Origin of the sequence: Micromonospora sp. RL09-050-HVF-A, from assembly GCF_019374995.1 — a bacterium.
Lineage (GTDB): Bacteria > Actinomycetota > Actinomycetes > Mycobacteriales > Micromonosporaceae > Micromonospora > Micromonospora antibiotica.
The window spans coordinates 179,763-195,206 of sequence record NZ_JAGKQP010000002.1 but is presented as its reverse complement, the minus strand read 5'-3'; the positions used below and the strand labels follow the sequence as shown (position 1 = coordinate 195,206).

At 73.4% G+C, this 15,444-nt stretch carries 16 protein-coding genes; 6 read left to right on the top strand and 10 right to left on the bottom strand.

Features of this window, described 5'->3' with window-relative positions; genetic code table 11:
* Positions 1–114 precede the first annotated feature (114 nt).
* Positions 115–693 carry a TetR/AcrR family transcriptional regulator gene (locus J7462_RS01120; RefSeq protein ID WP_219460494.1) on the bottom strand — a complete coding sequence of 193 codons (579 nt, stop codon included), beginning with the start codon at positions 691–693 and terminating at the stop codon, positions 115–117.
* 13 nt (positions 694–706) lie between these two features.
* Complete coding sequence (locus J7462_RS01115; protein ID WP_219460491.1) at positions 707–2,215, bottom strand: MFS transporter; 1,509 nt, start codon at positions 2,213–2,215, stop codon at positions 707–709.
* Positions 2,216–2,390: 175 nt separating this feature from the next.
* On the opposite strand from J7462_RS01115, the gene J7462_RS01110 reads away from it, so the two are divergent.
* Entirely contained in the window at positions 2,391–2,783 is a 393-nt protein-coding gene (locus J7462_RS01110; protein WP_219460487.1) for a nuclear transport factor 2 family protein, read from the top strand.
* Positions 2,784–2,851: 68 nt separating this feature from the next.
* Here the strand turns inward: J7462_RS01110 and J7462_RS01105 are convergent, their stop codons facing one another.
* The 7 genes from J7462_RS01105 to J7462_RS01075 all read right to left on the bottom strand — a co-directional run bounded on the left by J7462_RS01105 (position 2,852) and on the right by J7462_RS01075 (position 8,967).
* Positions 2,852–3,733: a fructosamine kinase family protein gene (locus J7462_RS01105; RefSeq protein ID WP_219460483.1), complete on the bottom strand. Its 882-nt coding sequence runs from the start codon at positions 3,731–3,733 to the stop codon at positions 2,852–2,854.
* A gap of 156 nt (positions 3,734–3,889) precedes the next feature.
* Complete coding sequence (locus J7462_RS01100; protein WP_219460477.1) at positions 3,890–4,534, bottom strand: hypothetical protein; 645 nt, start codon at positions 4,532–4,534, stop codon at positions 3,890–3,892.
* Positions 4,535–4,618: 84 nt separating this feature from the next.
* Positions 4,619–5,014, bottom strand: coding sequence for a hypothetical protein (locus tag J7462_RS01095; RefSeq protein WP_219460474.1), 396 nt, complete (start codon positions 5,012–5,014; stop codon positions 4,619–4,621).
* A 35-nt stretch (positions 5,015–5,049) separates the two neighbouring features.
* Positions 5,050–5,862, bottom strand: a complete 813-nt coding sequence (locus J7462_RS01090; protein ID WP_219460469.1) for an ABC transporter ATP-binding protein — start codon at positions 5,860–5,862, stop codon at positions 5,050–5,052.
* Positions 5,859–6,893: an iron chelate uptake ABC transporter family permease subunit gene (locus tag J7462_RS01085; protein WP_219460464.1), complete on the bottom strand. Its 1,035-nt coding sequence runs from the start codon at positions 6,891–6,893 to the stop codon at positions 5,859–5,861. The genes J7462_RS01090 and J7462_RS01085 overlap by 4 nt, the downstream gene beginning before the upstream one ends.
* Positions 6,890–7,930: an iron ABC transporter permease gene (locus tag J7462_RS01080; protein WP_219460461.1), complete on the bottom strand. Its 1,041-nt coding sequence runs from the start codon at positions 7,928–7,930 to the stop codon at positions 6,890–6,892. Before J7462_RS01080 ends, J7462_RS01085 begins: the two co-directional genes overlap by 4 nt.
* Positions 7,930–8,967 (bottom strand): iron-siderophore ABC transporter substrate-binding protein, encoded by a 1,038-nt coding sequence (locus tag J7462_RS01075; protein ID WP_219460458.1) that lies wholly within the window; start codon positions 8,965–8,967, stop codon positions 7,930–7,932. The genes J7462_RS01080 and J7462_RS01075 overlap by 1 nt, the downstream gene beginning before the upstream one ends.
* A 99-nt stretch (positions 8,968–9,066) precedes the next feature.
* Between J7462_RS01075 and J7462_RS01070 the strand changes: the two genes are divergently transcribed.
* Together J7462_RS01070 and J7462_RS01065 are read left to right on the top strand one after the other, a co-directional pair.
* Positions 9,067–10,788 carry an ABC transporter ATP-binding protein gene (locus tag J7462_RS01070; RefSeq protein ID WP_308290680.1) on the top strand — a complete coding sequence of 574 codons (1,722 nt, stop codon included), beginning with the start codon at positions 9,067–9,069 and terminating at the stop codon, positions 10,786–10,788.
* Positions 10,785–12,644 (top strand): ABC transporter ATP-binding protein, encoded by a 1,860-nt coding sequence (locus J7462_RS01065; RefSeq protein WP_219460455.1) that lies wholly within the window; start codon positions 10,785–10,787, stop codon positions 12,642–12,644. The genes J7462_RS01070 and J7462_RS01065 overlap by 4 nt, the downstream gene beginning before the upstream one ends.
* Here J7462_RS01065 and rpsD read toward each other — a convergent pair.
* Positions 12,632–13,240, bottom strand: coding sequence for a 30S ribosomal protein S4 (rpsD, locus tag J7462_RS01060; protein ID WP_219460451.1), 609 nt, complete (start codon positions 13,238–13,240; stop codon positions 12,632–12,634). The genes J7462_RS01065 and rpsD overlap by 13 nt on opposite strands.
* A 73-nt stretch (positions 13,241–13,313) precedes the next feature.
* On the opposite strand from rpsD, the gene J7462_RS01055 reads away from it, so the two are divergent.
* The 3 genes from J7462_RS01055 to J7462_RS01045 all read left to right on the top strand — a co-directional run bounded on the left by J7462_RS01055 (position 13,314) and on the right by J7462_RS01045 (position 15,354).
* On the top strand, positions 13,314–14,048 hold the full coding sequence (locus J7462_RS01055) for a DUF2470 domain-containing protein (protein WP_219460448.1): 735 nt from the start codon (positions 13,314–13,316) through the stop codon (positions 14,046–14,048).
* A 338-nt stretch (positions 14,049–14,386) separates the two neighbouring features.
* A complete protein-coding gene (locus tag J7462_RS01050; RefSeq protein WP_219460444.1) occupies positions 14,387–14,935 on the top strand; it encodes a hypothetical protein in 549 nt (182 codons plus the stop codon).
* 23 nt (positions 14,936–14,958) lie between these two features.
* Positions 14,959–15,354 (top strand): Imm7 family immunity protein, encoded by a 396-nt coding sequence (locus tag J7462_RS01045; protein ID WP_219460441.1) that lies wholly within the window; start codon positions 14,959–14,961, stop codon positions 15,352–15,354.
* Positions 15,355–15,444: the final 90 nt, after the last annotated feature.

Here is a 15,444-nt window from a genome sequence, read left to right as displayed (position 1 = left end):
GAGCGGAACGAAACCACCTCGCCGATCGACGAGAGTGGATGAGGATACCGCCGGTGGCGGGACGTCGACAGCCGCCGACATCGCGGCCGTGACGGGCCGTGCGGGTCGCCCGGCTCAGGGCGTGAGCGTCTCCCACAGGTGCGGGTTCCGGGTCAGGTGCAGCAGCCGCTCCACCAGCCGTCGGTGGGCCGGGGTGTGCGTCGGGGCGCCCCACAACGGCGCGGTGCTCATGCCGTCCGCCGCCGCCACCACGAGCGCCAGCACCTCGGCGGGCAGCCCGTCGGCGGCGAGGGCCGCCTCCAGCCGTTCCGCGTCGGCCCGGGCGAGTTCGGCGACCGCGGGCACCGTCATGAGCTGGGTGATCAGCGACAGCGATGCGCGTACCGTGGCGTCGTCGGCGGGCGCCACCGCCGCGCGCAGGTAGGCCCGGGTCAGTCGTCCCGGTGCGGTGTCGCTGGGGTCCAGCGCGGCGTCGATGCTCGCCTGGAAGGCGGCGAGCTGATCGCGGGCCAACTCGGCGATCAACTCGTCCTTGCTGGCGAAGTGGTAGATCAGCCCACCCTTGGACACCCCGGCGAAGCGGGCGATGTCGTCCAGCGAGGCGTGGATCCCCCGGGCGCGCACGGCGTCCGCGGCGGCGTCCAGCAGGGCACGTCGGGTGGCCTGCGGCGACCGGCCGGCGGTACGTCCCACGGCGACACCGTACCTACGGCCGGGGCGGGCGCGGCGACGGGATCAGCGCCCACGCCAGCACGGCCGCGCCGAGGGTCAGCACCGCCGCGACCGACGAGCTGACCTGCACTCCGGTGATGAAGGCGTCCCGCGCACCGGCGGTGGACTGCGGCGGGAGCACCTGCAACGCCGAGCCCAGCGAGTCACGGACCCGGGCCGCGTCCCCGGCCGGCAGTCCGGCCGGCACGCTCACCGCGTGGCGGTAGACCAGCGACAGCAGGGAGCCCAGCACCGCGATGCCCAGCACCACACCGAGTTCGTTGGCGGTCTCGGTGATCGCCGAGACGGAACCGGCCTTGCGTGGTGGCGCGGCCGAGAGGATGGCGTCGCCGGTCAGCGTCATCGCCAGTCCGATGCCGAGGCCGATCGGCACCAGCGCCAACCCGAGCCAGAGGTACGGCGCGTGCGCGGCCGCCGCCACCGCGCCCAGCCCCGCGGCGGCGAGGCCCAGGCCGAGCGCGATGGCCCGGCCCCGGCCGAACCGGGCCACGACCAACGCGATGATCACGACGACGACGATCGAGGCCAGGGTGGCGGGCAACTCGGCCAGACCCGCCTGCAACGGGCTGAACCCCCGGGCGAACTGGAGGTACTGCGAGAAGAAGAAGAGCATGCCGACCAGTGCGAAGATGGCGATCACGTTGGCGACGACCGCCCCGACGAACGCCGGGTTGCCGAACAGTTCGACGTCGAGCATGGGCTGTTCCAGCCGCCGCTGCCGCCTGACGAACAGCACGCCGGCGACCAGCCCGGCCAGCAGGCAGGCCACGGTCACGCCGTCGAGGCCGGCCCCGACCACGTGCTTGACGGCGTACACCAGGGGCACGACCGCCGTCATGGACAGCACGGCGGAGAGCACGTCGAAGCGGCCCGGTCGCGGGTCCCGGGACTCCGGGAGCAGCAGCAGACCGGAGACCACCACCAGGACCATCACGGGCACGTTGATGAGGAACACCGAGCCCCACCAGAAGTGTTCCAGCAGGAACCCGCCCACCAGCGGCCCGATCGCCGACCCGGCCCCGAAGGCGGTGGACCAGATGGCGATGGCCCGGGTCCGTTCGCCGCTGTCGGGGAAGATGTTGCGGATCAGCGACAGGGTGGACGGCATCAGCGTCGCGCCGGCCACACCGAGCAGCAGACGCGCCCCGATCAGCGCGGGCGCGCTGGGGGCGAACGCGGCCAGCAGCGATGCCGCACCGAAGGCCACCGAACCGATCAGCAGGACCCGTTTGCGTCCGAACCGGTCGGCCAGGTTGCCCATCAGCACCAGCAGCCCCGCCAGGGTCAGCGAGTAGATGTCACCGATCCAGAGGACCTGTTCCGCGGTCGGTGCCAGGCTCGCGGTCAGCGCCGGCACCGCCAGGGAGAGCACCGTCCCGTCGACGGCGAGCAGCAGCACCGCCGCGGCCAGCACGGCCAGCGCCGCCCACCGTCGGCGGGTCGACAGCGCCGCTGCGGCGACCGGGGTCGAGGGCGTGATCATGCCGGAACTGTACCGACCAGCCGGTACAGTTTGTCAGGGTGACGTACCGCACTCCCGCCTGTCGGCCTTCCCGGCCGCTCCCGGCGCGATCGCGGCGGCAGCGCCGCCGGTCCGCTGCCCGCGGTGTGGGCGGTGTGCGGCACTCCATCGTCTGCCGGATGGCAGGGTGGGGCGCATGGACAGGAAGCATGTCGACGACTGGCTCGTCGCCTACGAGCGGGCCTGGCGGACGCCGGGTACGGACACCCTCGGCGCGCTCTTCACCGAGGACGCGAGCTACCAGCAGGGGCCCTACCTGACCCCCGTGGTGGGTCTGCCGGCCATCGCCCGGATGTGGGAGGCGCAGCGCAAGGGCCCCGACGAGGTGTTCCGGATGACCAGCGCGATCGTCGCGGTCGACGGCGACACCGCCGTGTCCCGCCACGAGGTGCACTACGGCGACCCGGTCAGGCAGGAGTACCGCGACCTGTGGGTGATGCGCTTCGCCGACGACGGGCGGTGCCGGTCGTTCGAGGAATGGCCGTTCTGGCCGGATCGGCAGCCGCCCGCGGTGCCGTCGGGATCGTGACGGCGCCCGGCCGCCCGGGTCGGCCGCCGGCTCCCGGGACGTTCCCGGTGCTCGACGATCGCGGCCGGTCAGGCCCGCGACCGGAACGGGGCGAGCGTGGCGCGGATCGTCTCGGCGGCACCCCAGTCGTCGTCGAACTGGGCCAGCACCGCCAGGTGTTGCCGCAGTTGGATGATCGGCATGCGGTCCCGCCAGTCGGCGTCGAGGCCGGTCAGCTCGGCATAGACGGCGAAGAACCGACGCGACTGCGGTGGCGCAGCCGTGGTCCACAGGTGGGCCAGGTCCACCTCAGCCCACAGGTACGACACCGCCGGGTCGATCAACGCCGCCTGTCCGTCCCCGGTGGACAGCACGTTCTGCGACCAGAGGTCGCCGTGCGTCAGGCACGCCGGCCGGTCCGGCAGCAGCTCGGGCAGCCGGGCGCACAGCCGTTGCATCGCGGCCCGGTCGGCGGCACCGAGCGCCGCCTCGACCCGGGGCTCGGAGAGCCAGCGCAGCAGACGGCGTTCGGCGAAGAAGGCAAAGCCGTCGTCGGCCCAGGTGTTGACCTGCCGGCGACGCCCCAACCAGTTGTCGCGGTGCCAGCCGAAGCGGGGATGGACGGTGCTGGTGTGCAGGTGGGCGAGCGCGTGAGCGAACCGCTCCCAGAAGGCCCCGTCCTGCGGCCTCGGCGACAACAGCGACAGCACCAGCAGTTCGTGGTTCGCCACGAGCACGTCGGGGGTCGCCAGGCCGCCCAGTTCCCGCAGGGCCGTCAGCCCGTCGGCCTCCGCGACGAACGCGTCGCCGTCGGGTGGATCGGCGAAGGTCTTGACGAAGACCGGTGGCGCGTCCCTGCGGTGGGCGATCCCGGCGAGCGCGGCGAGGCCACCGCTCACCGGCTCGACCGTGACGACGTCCCCGATCCCGGCCCGCACCAACCGTTCGGCGAGCAGTTCCGTCGCGGGCATCGGTGCGCTCCGTCCGGGTCGGGGGTGCGGCGGGTCCACCATGGCATTCCCCGTCGCGCACCGCAGCCCCGCCGGCCGGTCGACGCCGCACGGGCACGACCCGGGTGGCGCGGGTACGCCGGACCGAACCGGGTGGCTGGCCCGGCCCGGCCCCGGTCACCCGCCGGTGCCCTCCTGCGCGCCGTCGTGCTGGTCGCCGTCCAGGTAGACGTGCTGGTGGCCGTGGCCGGCGTCGACGTTGACCTGATCGAGTTGGGTAGCGGCGACGGACCAGGCGGCGGCGGCCTGCTCCGCCTGCCGTTTCGCCAGTGCCGTCAGCGCCGCCCGCTGCCCGGGTGGCCCGGTGACCGCGAGGAGGTACGACTCGACGGCCAGGGACGTCTGCTCCACGGCACCACGCAGACCACCGCGTGCCACGTTGGTCGCCGTGCTGCCCGACGGTGGGTCGGCGAACGGCTCCGCCGCCCGCAGCACGGTCTGCTGCCACTGGCGTGCCTGCTGCTGGTCGGCGGTCGGCCCGGCCCGCAGGGCGTCGAGCACGGGGGTGATCTCGTCGCGGAGGCGTCGGGCGGTGGCCGTCAGCTCGGTGATCTGCTGGGCGTCCCGCTTCGCCTCGGCCCGGCGCAGGTCGGCGATGGCCGACTCGGTGGCGTCCGGTCGACCGACCGTGTATCCGATGCCGCCACCGACCAGGGCGACGACCAGCCCGATCGCGGCGACGACGGCGAGCCGGGACGGCCGGCGGCGTGGTGAAGGCGACGCGGCCAGCAGATACGAGGGCCTACCGGTACGACGCGACACGTCATCTCCCTGCTCGACGGGGACTGGTCGCAGCATAGTGCCGTCCGGCCGGCGGCGGGTCGGCCGTTTGCCGACCCGCCGGGGTCACCGCAGCGCCACCACTGCGTCGGTGCCCCCCTGGTGACGCAGCACGGTCTCCGGTGCCGGATCGTGGCGCAGCAGCGTGTGCCGGATGAGGTCGGTGCCGGCGGCGAGATCGTCGAAGACCGCGATGTCCACGCTGACGGCGTGGGTGACGTAGCCACCGGAGGCGTCCCGGCGCATGCTGCTGCCACTCTGCTCGGCGTGGCCCAGGCCCCGGTCGCGCAGCGCCCGGTCGAGGTCGCGGGTCACCGTGGTGGCGTACCCGCGCGAATCGGGCCGTCCGCCGACCTCCAGGTGCAGGTCCAGCCGGTAGCGGCGGGCCACCCGCAGCGCACTCGGGCCGAACCACCGGGTGCAGATCCACGACGGCGAGGGTGGGACAGGGGACCTCCGCAACCCGTACCGGCCGACCGGGAGGGCTCGTCGTGGGGCTAGGTGCGAGCGGCCGAGACGTGATGGCGACCGATCGGCAGCATCAACGGCCGGCCGGAGACCGGATCGACGATGACCCGACTGTCCAGGCCGAAGACGGCCCGGACGCACTCCTCGGTCAGCACCTCGGTCGGCGGCCCCGCCGCGTACAGGCCACCGTCGGCCAGCGCGATGAGGTGGCCGGCGTAGCGGGCGGCCATGTTCAGGTCGTGCAGCACCATCACGATCGTGGTGCCGCGGGTGGCGTTGAGGTCGGTGAGCAGGTCGAGCACCTCGACCTGGTGGCTGACGTCGAGGAAGGTGGTCGGCTCGTCGAGCAGCAGCAGTTCGGTCTGTTGGGCCAGCGCCATCGCGATCCACACCCGTTGCCGCTGCCCGCCGGAGAGTTCGTCGACCGACCGGTCGGCCAGGTCGGCGGTGTGGGTGGCGTCGAGGGCGGCGGCCACCGCACGGTCGTCGTCCCCGCTCCAGCGCGACAGCAGTCGCTGGTGCGGGTTGCGGCCCCGACCGACCAGGTCGGCCACGGTGATGCCCTCCGGGGCGATCGGTGACTGGGGCAGCAGGCCGAGGGTGCGGGCCAGCTCCTTGGCCGGCGTCCGGTGCACCTGCCGGCCGTCGAGCATGACGTGACCGGCGCGCGGGGCGAGCAGTCGCGACATCGACCGCAGCAGCGTCGACTTCCCGCAGGCGTTGGCGCCGACGATCGCGGTGATCCGGCCGGGCGGGACGAGCAGGTCGAGCGATTCGATGACGACGCGGTCGCCGTAGCCGACGGTCAGTTTCTCCGTCGTCAGGGCGTGGTCGGTGGTCACAGCGAGCCTCCGGCGCGGTTCGTGCGGACGAGCAGGTAGATGAGGTACGGGGCACCGAGCACCCCGGTGATCACCCCCACCGGGAAGCGGATGTCGAAGGCGAACTGGCCGAGGAAGTCGGCGACCAGCACCAGCAACGCGCCGACGAGGGCGGACGGCACCAGCGGTGAGCCGCCGACGCCGACCAGCCGGGCGGCGATCGGCCCGGCCAGGAAGGCCACGAACGCGATCGGCCCGGTGGCCGAGGTGGCGAACGCGATCAGGCCGACGGCCGCGACGATCGAGACCAGCCGGGTACGTTCCAGCCGGGTGCCGAGCGCTGCGGCGGTGTCGTCGCCGAGTTGCAGCATGGTCAGGTTCCGGGCCTGGCTCAGCAGCACCGGGCCGAACAGGGCCAGCGCGGCCAGCACCGGAACGGTCTCGTCCCAGGTGGAGCCGTTGAGGCTGCCGTTGAGCCAGCGGGTCGCCGCCTGCAGGTCCCACTGGCCGGCCTGGTTGAGGACGTACGAGGTGGCGCTGTTGAGCATGGCGGCGATGCCGATGCCGATCAGCACCAGCCGGGTGCCGGCCACCCCGTCGGTGAACGACAGCAGGTAGATGAGCACGGCGACGCCGAGCGCGGCGACGATGGCGAAGATCGAGACGCCGGTCTCGCCGAGGCCGAGCACGATGATGCCGAAGGCCGCCGCGGCGCTCGCCGCCGAGCTGATGCCGATGATGTCGGGGCTGGCCAGCGGGTTGCGCAACATGGTCTGGAAGGTGACGCCGCCCATGCCGAAGCAGAGCCCGGTCGCCAGGGCCAGGACGGTGCGGGGCAGCCGGAGTTCACCGACGGTGAACGACGCGCCGGGCACGGTCTCGCCGAGGATCACCCGCAGCACGTCGCCGGGCGGGTAGAACGTCTGCCCGACCATCAGCGAGACGACGACCAGCGCGGCCACCGCCGCCGAGAGTGCGGTCAGCACGGCACGGCGTCGTCGGCTGCGTCGGACCCGGCCGCGGGTGACGGCCCTCAGGGTCGTGGTGCTCACAGTTCGCGTACCTTCTGCCGGCGGACGATGTAGATGAAGAAGGGGGCGCCGATCAGGGCGGTGATGATCCCGGCCTCGATCTCGTCGGGGCGGTTCACCACCCGTCCGGCGACGTCCGCGACGGTCAGCAGCACCGCGCCGACCAGGGTCGCGAACGGCAGCAGCCAACGGTGGTCGAGTCCGACGAGCAGCCGGCACAGGTGCGGGACGATGAGGCCGACGAAGGCGATCGGTCCGGCGACCGCGGTGGCCGCGCCGCAGAGCACCACCGCGCCGGCGGCGGCGATCCCGCGGACCAGGGCGACGCGTTCGCCGAGGCCGGCGGCGAGTTCGTCGCCGAGCGCGAGGGAGTTGAGTGCCCGGGCGCACAGCAGGCAGATGGCCAGCCCGGCGAGCAGGAACGGCAGGACCTGGCCGATGCTGTCCCAGCTGGCCCCGCCGACGCCGCCGACCTGCCAGGACTGGAAGTTCTCGGCGATGTCGCCACGCGGCAGCACGACCGCGACCACCAGCGAGGCGAGGGCGGCGGAGGTGGCCGCCCCGGCCAGGGCGATCTTGAGGGGGGTGGCGCCGCCGCGACCGAGTGAGCCGACCGCGTAGACGAACAGCGCGGACACCGCCGCTCCGGCGATGGCGACCCAGATGTACATGGTGGCGGTGTACAGGCCGACGGTGGTCATGGCGACGGCGATGGCCAGCATCGCGCCCATGTTCACCCCGAGGATCCCCGGGTCGGCGAGCGGGTTGCGGGTGACGCCCTGCATCACGGCCCCGGACAGGGCCAGTGCCGCGCCGACCAGGGCCGCGAGCACCGTCCGGGGCAGGCGTTTGACCACGGCCGCCTGGTCGAGGGTGTCGTGGGTGCCGCCGAGTGCGGCGGTGATGTCGGCCCAGCCGACGATCCGGGAACCGAAGGCGACCGACGCGATCAGGGCCAGGGTCAGCGCGGCGAGGACGACCAGGAGCCAGGTCAGGCGGGTCCGGGCCGGACGTCGCAGCAGGGCGACGTCCGGCCCGGAGGTGGCTGCACCGGTCATCAGAGCTTGTCGGCGGCTTTGCCGAGCAGATCGACGTAGTCCTTGAGGACGAACGAGACGCCCAGGGGTGTCGGGTTGGCGGCGGTGGCGACGGGGGTGCTGCCGGGCAGCGTGACGAAGGAGCCGCGCTTGATCGCGGGGATCTTGGACAGCAGCGGGTCCTTCTGGAGGGTGGCCAGGGTGGTGCCGTCGGCGTCGCCGTAGGTCACGATGATGTCGACGTCGCTGAGGTTCTGCACCTGCTCGGCGCTCTGGGTGAGGCTGAACTCCTTGGTCGCGGCGGAGGCCTTCGCGATGCTCTGCGGGTGCGTCATGCCGAGGTCGGTGAAGAACTGGGCCCGGGTGTCGTTCGTGGTGTAGAAGCTGATCTTGCTGAGGTCGGTCGGGTCGAGGTGGGTCAGGAACATCGCCGACCGGCCGGCCAGTTTCGGGTAGCGGGCGGCCTCGTCCTTCATCTGCTTCTCGATCTTCGCGATCAGCGCGTCACCCTCGGTGGCCAGGCCGAGGGCCTTGCTCTCCAGCTTGATGCTGTCGCGCCACGAGGTGGCCCAGGGCGCCTGCGGGTACGCGACGACCGGCGCGATCTTCGTCAGGGTGTCGTAGTCCTGCTTGGTCAGGCCGGAGTACGCGGCCAGGATGACGTCCGGCCTGGTGTTCGCCACCGCCTCGAAGTCGATGCCGTCGGTCTCGTCGAACAGCACCGGGGTCGACGCGCCGAGTTCCTTGAGTCGTGCGGCGTCCCAGGGCAGCAGCCCGTCGCCGTCCTCGTCGCCGAAGTTGGCCTTGGCGTAGCCGACCGGGACGACGCCCAGGGCGAGGGGGACCTCGTGGTTGGCCCAGTTGACGGTGGCGACCCGCTCCGGCTTCTTGTCGATCGTGGTGGTGCCCAGCGCGTGGGTGACGGTGAGCGGGAAGGTCGCCGTCGCGGGCCCGGACGCGGCGGGCTTCCCGTCGGGGTCGGACGACCCGCCGCAGGCGGCGAGGGCGAGCGTGGTGGCGACCGCGACGATTCCGGTGAGCAACCGGGAGGGGCGCATACGGAGTACTCCAACTCACATAGTAAGGACAGGCTTACCTAATACTTGATCGGTAAAGTACTCCACGTTCCTGAGCCGTTGACCAGGGGGTATGAGGCAGTGAGCAAGATCAGTGCTGGCACCGTCATCCTGCGTAGGGCGGTCGCCCGCAACGGGCGACGCCTCTGGAGCGGAACGGCACTGGCCGGCGTCTACCAGCTCTGCGCGGCCCTGGTGCCGATCCTCATCGGCGTCATCGTCGACCGGGGCGTCGCCACCGGCGACCTGACCGCACTGCTCGTCTGGATCGCCGTCCTGGCGGCGGTCTACCTGGTCCTGGCGGTGACCTACCGCTTCGGCGCGCGACGCCTGCAACGGGCCATCGCCGAGGAGGGTCACCAACTGCGGGTCGAGCTGGCGGCGCGGATCCTGCACCCACGCGTGCTCCGGGCCGAACGGCACACCGGCGACCTGCTCGCGGTCACCACCACCGACGCCGAGTACACCTCCTACCTGCTCGACCACATCCCCCGGATCACCAGCGCCCTGGTGGCGGTCACGGTCAGCGCGGTCGCGCTGCTGCTGATCTCGCCACCGCTCGGACTGACCGTGCTGGTCGCCATCCCGGTCGTGCTGGCGGTCCTCAACCGCACCGCGCCGCTGATCGCCCGACGTGTCAAGGAGCAACAGGATCAGGCCGGCCGGGCCACCGCGCTCGCCACCGACCTGGTGACCGGGCTGCGGGCGTTGCGCGGCATCGGCGCGCAGGACGCCGCGGTCGAGCGGTACCACCGGGTGAGCCGCCACGCCCTGGCGGCCACGCTGCGCGCTTCCCGGACCCAGAACGCCTACCTGGGCGCGTCCACGATGCTGAGCGCCCTGCTGTCCGGAGGCATCGCGCTCATGGCGGGCTGGTTCGCGCTCACCGGCCGCATCACGGTCGGCCAGTTCATCACGGTGATCGGCTCCGCGCAGTTCCTCGTCGAACCGTTCGGCGTGCTCGCGGTCGTACCCAGTTGGACCGCTGCCGCCCGCGCGGCGGCGGAGCGGGTCGCCGCCGTCGTCGGGGCCGACGTGGTCCTGCCGCCGGGTGCCGCCGTGCCCCGCAGCAGCGGCCACGAGCTGCGCCTGACCGACGTGACGTACGGCCCGCTCGCCGGGCTGCGCCTGCACGTGCGCGGCGGGGAGTTCGTCGGTGTGGTGGCTCGCCGACCGGCGGACGCCGAGGCGCTGGCGCGGCTGCTGGCGGTGCCCGACGGTCACACGGGTGACGTCCTGCTCGGCGGCGAACGGCTCGAGGCCGTGGACCGGGGCCGGGCGCGGCAGGTGCTGCACAGCGAACCGCACCGCACCGACCTGTTCACCGGCACCCTCGCCTCGAACATCGCCCTGCGCGACGACGGAGGGCGGCACGACGACGGACGGCACGACGGCGGACGGCTCGACGAGGCCATGCGCGCCGCTGCCGCCGCCGAGGTGGCACACCTGCACCCGGAGGGCCTACGCATGCCGGTCACCGAACGCGGCGCGAACCTCTCCGGCGGCCAGCGTCAACGTGTCGCGCTCGCCCGCGCGTTGCTCGCCGCGCCGCCGCTGCTGGTCCTGCACGACCCGACCACCGCCGTCGACGCGGTCACCGAACGGGCCGTCGCCGACGGCATCCGCGCCCTGCGGCACGGTTCGGATGCCGGCTACGGCACCGTCGTCATCACCACCAGCCCGACGCTGCTGGCCGCCACCGACCGGGTGGTGTTCATCGGGGACGGCGCCGTCGCCGCCGAGGGTACGCACGCCGAACTCGTCAGCCACGACGACAGCTACCGCCGGACGGTGCTGCGGTGACCCACCCGATCCTGCCCGTGGCCGGCCCGCACGCGAGCAGGGCGTGGCTCGGTGCGCAACTACGGGCCCGCCCGGGCGGCACCGGCGGCACCCTGGTCGTCGGGCTGCTCGCCGCCGCCACGGCGATCGTCCCCGCATACGCCCTGGGCCTGCTGGTCGACCGGGTCCGGGCCGGTGGCGGCACCGACGCGCTCGTGCCGGTCGCCGTGGTCATCGTGGCCGCGGCGGTCGTCGGCGGGGTGGCCACCGGCGTCAGCGCCCACCTGATCCGCCGGTTGGGTGCGGGGATCCTCGCCGACCTGCGTGAACGCGCCCTGGACGCCGCGCTGCGCCTGCCGGCGGCGGTGCTCGACCGGGCGGGCCGGGGCGACCTGGTCTCGCGGGTCGGTGCGGACGTCAGCGCCATCGACCGGGCCGTCACCGAGGTTCTGCCCACCCTGATCTCGGCCCTGCTGCTGGCGGCGATCAGCCTCGGCACGATGATCGGCATCGACTGGCAGCTGGGGCTGGCCGGCGCGGTCGCCGTCCCGCTCCATGTGCTCGGCCTGCGGTGGTACCTCCCCCGGGCCGCGCCGGCCTACGCGGCGGAGCGGGTCGCCATCGCGCAGCGGTCGCAGCAGTTCGTCGAGAGTGTGCAGGGCATCCGTACGGTGCACGCCTACCGGCTGGAGGACCGGCACCTCGCCGGTATCACGGCGGTCTCGGCCCGCGCGCGGGACATCTCGACGAGCGTGTTCGCCCTCTACACCCGTTTCGTGGGCCGCATCCACGGGGCGGAGCTGGCCGGGCTCGGCGCGGTGCTGGCGGTGGGATTCCTGCTCGTCCGCCGGGACGCCGTCACTCTCGGCGAGGTCTCCGCGGCCGCGCTGCTGCTGCACCGCCTGTTCGGCCCGGTGCTGCACCTGATGGTCACCTTCGACAAGGCCCAGGATGCGGGGGCGAGCCTGGCCCGTCTCGTCGGTGTGCTCGGCACGGACCCCGAAGGCCGTGGCGGCGGCACCGCGCCGACGGCGCACGACCTCGTCCTGACCGGCGTCGGCTTCAGCTACGACGGGGCCACGCCGGTGCTGCGCGACGTCTCCCTGCGGGTCGGGTCGGGCCAGGTCGTCGCGCTGGTCGGGTCCACCGGCGCCGGGAAGACCACGGTCGCGTCGATCGCCGCCGGGGCCCTGCGCCCCGGGCACGGAACGGCCACCCTGGGCGGCGTACCCGTCACCGAGCTGCCCGCCCGGACGGTCGCCCTGGTCAGTCAGGAGACCCACGTGTTCGCCGGGCCCCTCGACGAGGACCTGCGGTTGGCCCGCCCGCACGCCACGCCGGAGGAACTCACCGCGGCCCTGGCCCGCGTCGGTGCCCTGACCTGGGTGCTCGCGCTCCCCGAGGGCCTGGGCACGGTGGTCGGTGAGGGCGGCCACCCGCTGACTGCGGCGCAGGCGCAGCAGTTGGCGCTGGCCCGGGTGGTGCTGCTCGACCCCGCGGTGGTGGTGCTGGACGAGGCGACCGCCGAGGCGGGCAGCGCGGGTGCGCGCGACCTCGAACAGGCCGCCGCCGCGGCGTTGGCGGGACGCACCGCCCTGGTCGTCGCCCACCGCCTCACCCAGGCCGTGGCCGCGGACCACATCATCGTCATGGACCATGGCGAGATCGTCGAGAGTGGTCCGCACGCCGATCTGGTCGGTGCGGGGGCAAGCTACGCCCGGCTGTGGGCGGCGTGGACCGCCCGGGCCGCCGACGGTCCCGGGCCGACCCGCACCGACGCCGCTGCGGGGCCCGTGGTGGGCAGCGGCGACCCGCCGGTGCCGCAGCGGCGGCAGGTGCGGAGGGACGGGCCGCCGCTGACCGCTCAGCGGGAGTAGAACTCCACCACGAGCTGCTCGTCGCAGACCACCGGCACCTCGTGCCGGGCGGGCTCGCGCAGCAGCGTGGCGCGCAGCCCGGTCAGCTCCACCGACAGGTACGGGCGGGGTCGGTCGTCGGCGTGCGCACCGGTGGCGGCGAGCTGGAACGGTGGCAGGGCGCGGCTGCGCTCGCGTACCGCGACCACCTGGCCGGGCCGCAGCCGGTACGAGGGCCGGTCGACCTTGTGCCCGTCGACGGTGAAGTGGCCGTGTCCGACGAGCTGGCGTGCCTGGTAGATGCTGCGGGCCAGCCCGGCCCGGAGCACCACCGCGTCGAGTCGCCGTTCCAGGAGGGCGACCAGCGACTCACCGGTCTTCCCGGCGCCCCGGGCGGCCTCGTCGAACGTCCGGCGCAGTTGGGCCTCGCTGACGTTGTACTGGTGGCGCAGCCGCTGCTTCTCCAGCAGCCGGACCTGGTAGTCGGAGGTCTTGCGCCGGTTGCGACCGTGCACACCCGGCGGGTAGGGACGTCGCTCGAAGTACCGCACGCACTTGCGGGTGAGCGGGATGCCGAGCGCGCGGGAGAGCCGGGCCTTGGGGCGGGGGTGGTTCACGTTCGACGTCTCCGATCGAATGGTCTAGCCTGCAACTTAGGTAAGGCTAACCTACATTGAGGAGTCAGGGATCATGCGACCCAGCCCGGCGGAGATCGTGCGTACCCTCGTCGCGGGCGGGCTGCCGGCCCTCGCCCAGCTGGCCGGCAGCACCGGCCCGCACCAGGTCCGGCACGCCACCGACCCGGCCGGCCGGGTGCTGCTGCTGGTGCCGGCGCCCGGCGACCTCGCCACGGCGCTCACACCGCCCGCCGGGGACACCGCCGTCGCCGCCGTCCTCGACGTGCTCGACCTGCCGCCCACCGCCGGTGCCCCCTCGCTCGGCCGGGCCTGGGTCTCCGGCTGGGCCGAGCGCCTCGACGGCGACGCGGCCCGGCAGGCCGCGATGGACTTCGCCGCCACCCGGCCCACCGGCGACCTGCTCGACGTGGGCAGCAGGTTCCAGCTGCACCGGTTCGAGGTGACCGAGGCCCGCTGGGAACGCGCCGGCGCAACGCGCCCGATCGACCCGCAGGCGTACGCACAGGCCGAGCCCGACCCGTTGCACGCGGCCGAGGCGGGGTTGCTGGCCGACCTCGCCGACCACCACGCCGAGCAGGTCGCGGCCCACCTGCGCCGGCAGTTGAAGCTCACCGGTGCCGAGTCGCCACGGGTGGTCCGGATCGACCGGTACGGCCTGCTGGTCGCGTACGGCCAGCCCGGCGCGGCCCGACGGGCGAGGGTGAGCTTCGCGCGACCCGTCGCCGACGTCGCCGAGCTGTCCCGGCTGCTGCACCCGATGCTCTGCCCCCGGCAGGCAGCCGCCTGAGCCCGTCGCGACGACGCTGACGCCCACCGCCCATCCCGGATCCGGCACGCCCAGGACGTCCTCGACGCACGACGGCTCCTGGCACGCCTGCAACCCGGTCTGCCGGATACGGTGGTGCGGTTCACCGGGAACGTCCCCTGCACGGAGGCGGCAACGCCACGGTTCGAGGGCTTCCTGCGCCGATGGGGGTCCGGAGCCGCCCCGCAGTCCAGCTACCCACCTGCACCACCTGCTCGGCGGCCGCCCTCACACCGCCACCTGGCCGGCCCGCGGCCCGACGGGGTGGACCCGATCGGTCCGGGGTTTCACCGGTCGCCGGTTGCGGGTAGCGGTTGGTCGTGAACCGCGATCTCGTGACGGCGTTGCAGGCCGCCTGGGGCCTGCCGGAGTTCCGCGACGGGGTACGCCACGTCGTCGACCTCGAGGAGGTGGCGCTGCTGCTGGCCACACTCTCCGTTGCGGACCATGACCGCGAGGTGGAACGCAGCCTGCTGCGGCTGCTGCGGTCCAGTCTGGACACGACCGAGATCCGGGAAGCGGTGTTGCTGCTGCTGGAACGCGACGAGGTACGCCGACCGCTCCTCGCGGCGGTGGTTCGACCGCGTGCCGACCGACCGGGTCAGGCTGCCGCCATCACCTCGGCGGCCGAGGACCCCAGGGTGCGGCGTGAGGTACGGGCGGTGCTGGACGACGCCAGGGTGCGCGAGCTGGTCTGGCAGGCGGTCGAGAACCAGGTGGACGCCGACCGGGTCGGCCTGGCCCGCCGCGTCGCCGTGCTGTTCATCCGGCACCCGAGCGTTCCACGCCTCACCTGGGCCCTGCGCCGCCACGGCGTACTACGCGAGCTACGCCGCACCGGCACGCCAGGCGACGGCACCGCGACCTGAGGAGGTGCACCTACACTGCCACCATGTTCGAGTACCACGGGTGGATCACCCTCCGCTCGACAGCCGAGGCGGTCGACGACGACCCACCCCTGCGCCTCGACGAGATCCAGCACCTGCTCGACGGCCTCACCGGCCACGGGCTGATCGACCTACGCCCGGTCAACGGCGCGTACCACGTCCATCTCGGCGGGTTCCCCAACCACCGGGGCACGTCGGGTGCCGACATCCTCGACCTGTTCACCAGGATCGGTCAGCTCGCCCCCGGGTCCTACGGGCTGCTGTACGTGCACGACGACGAGGACCCCGGGCACGAACTGGCCTTCCGGGTCTTCCGGCTGGCGCGCGCAACGGTCACCGAACACGCCGACCGCCTGCTGTCCCCGGTGATCCCCACCCTCGAAGACGAGTACCTCGGCTGACCATGGCGAGGCCCGCCCGCACCATGTGACACCGCCCGTCCACCCGTCGCCGTACGTCAGCACGGCGGGGAACACCGGCCAACGGGGGAG

Excerpts from the sequence above, each read along its gene's own strand:
- J7462_RS01115 (WP_219460491.1), bottom strand. The coding sequence starts at position 2,215 with ATGATCACGCCCTCGACCCCGGTCGCCGCAGCGGCGCTGTCGACCCGC.
- J7462_RS01110 (WP_219460487.1), top strand. The coding sequence starts at position 2,391 with ATGGACAGGAAGCATGTCGACGACTGGCTCGTCGCCTACGAGCGGGCC.
- J7462_RS01105 (WP_219460483.1), bottom strand. The coding sequence starts at position 3,733 with ATGCCCGCGACGGAACTGCTCGCCGAACGGTTGGTGCGGGCCGGGATC.
- J7462_RS01080 (WP_219460461.1), bottom strand. The coding sequence starts at position 7,930 with ATGACCGGTGCAGCCACCTCCGGGCCGGACGTCGCCCTGCTGCGACGT.
- J7462_RS01075 (WP_219460458.1), bottom strand. The coding sequence starts at position 8,967 with ATGCGCCCCTCCCGGTTGCTCACCGGAATCGTCGCGGTCGCCACCACG.
- J7462_RS01055 (WP_219460448.1), top strand. The coding sequence starts at position 13,314 with ATGCGACCCAGCCCGGCGGAGATCGTGCGTACCCTCGTCGCGGGCGGG.
- J7462_RS01045 (WP_219460441.1), top strand. The coding sequence starts at position 14,959 with ATGTTCGAGTACCACGGGTGGATCACCCTCCGCTCGACAGCCGAGGCG.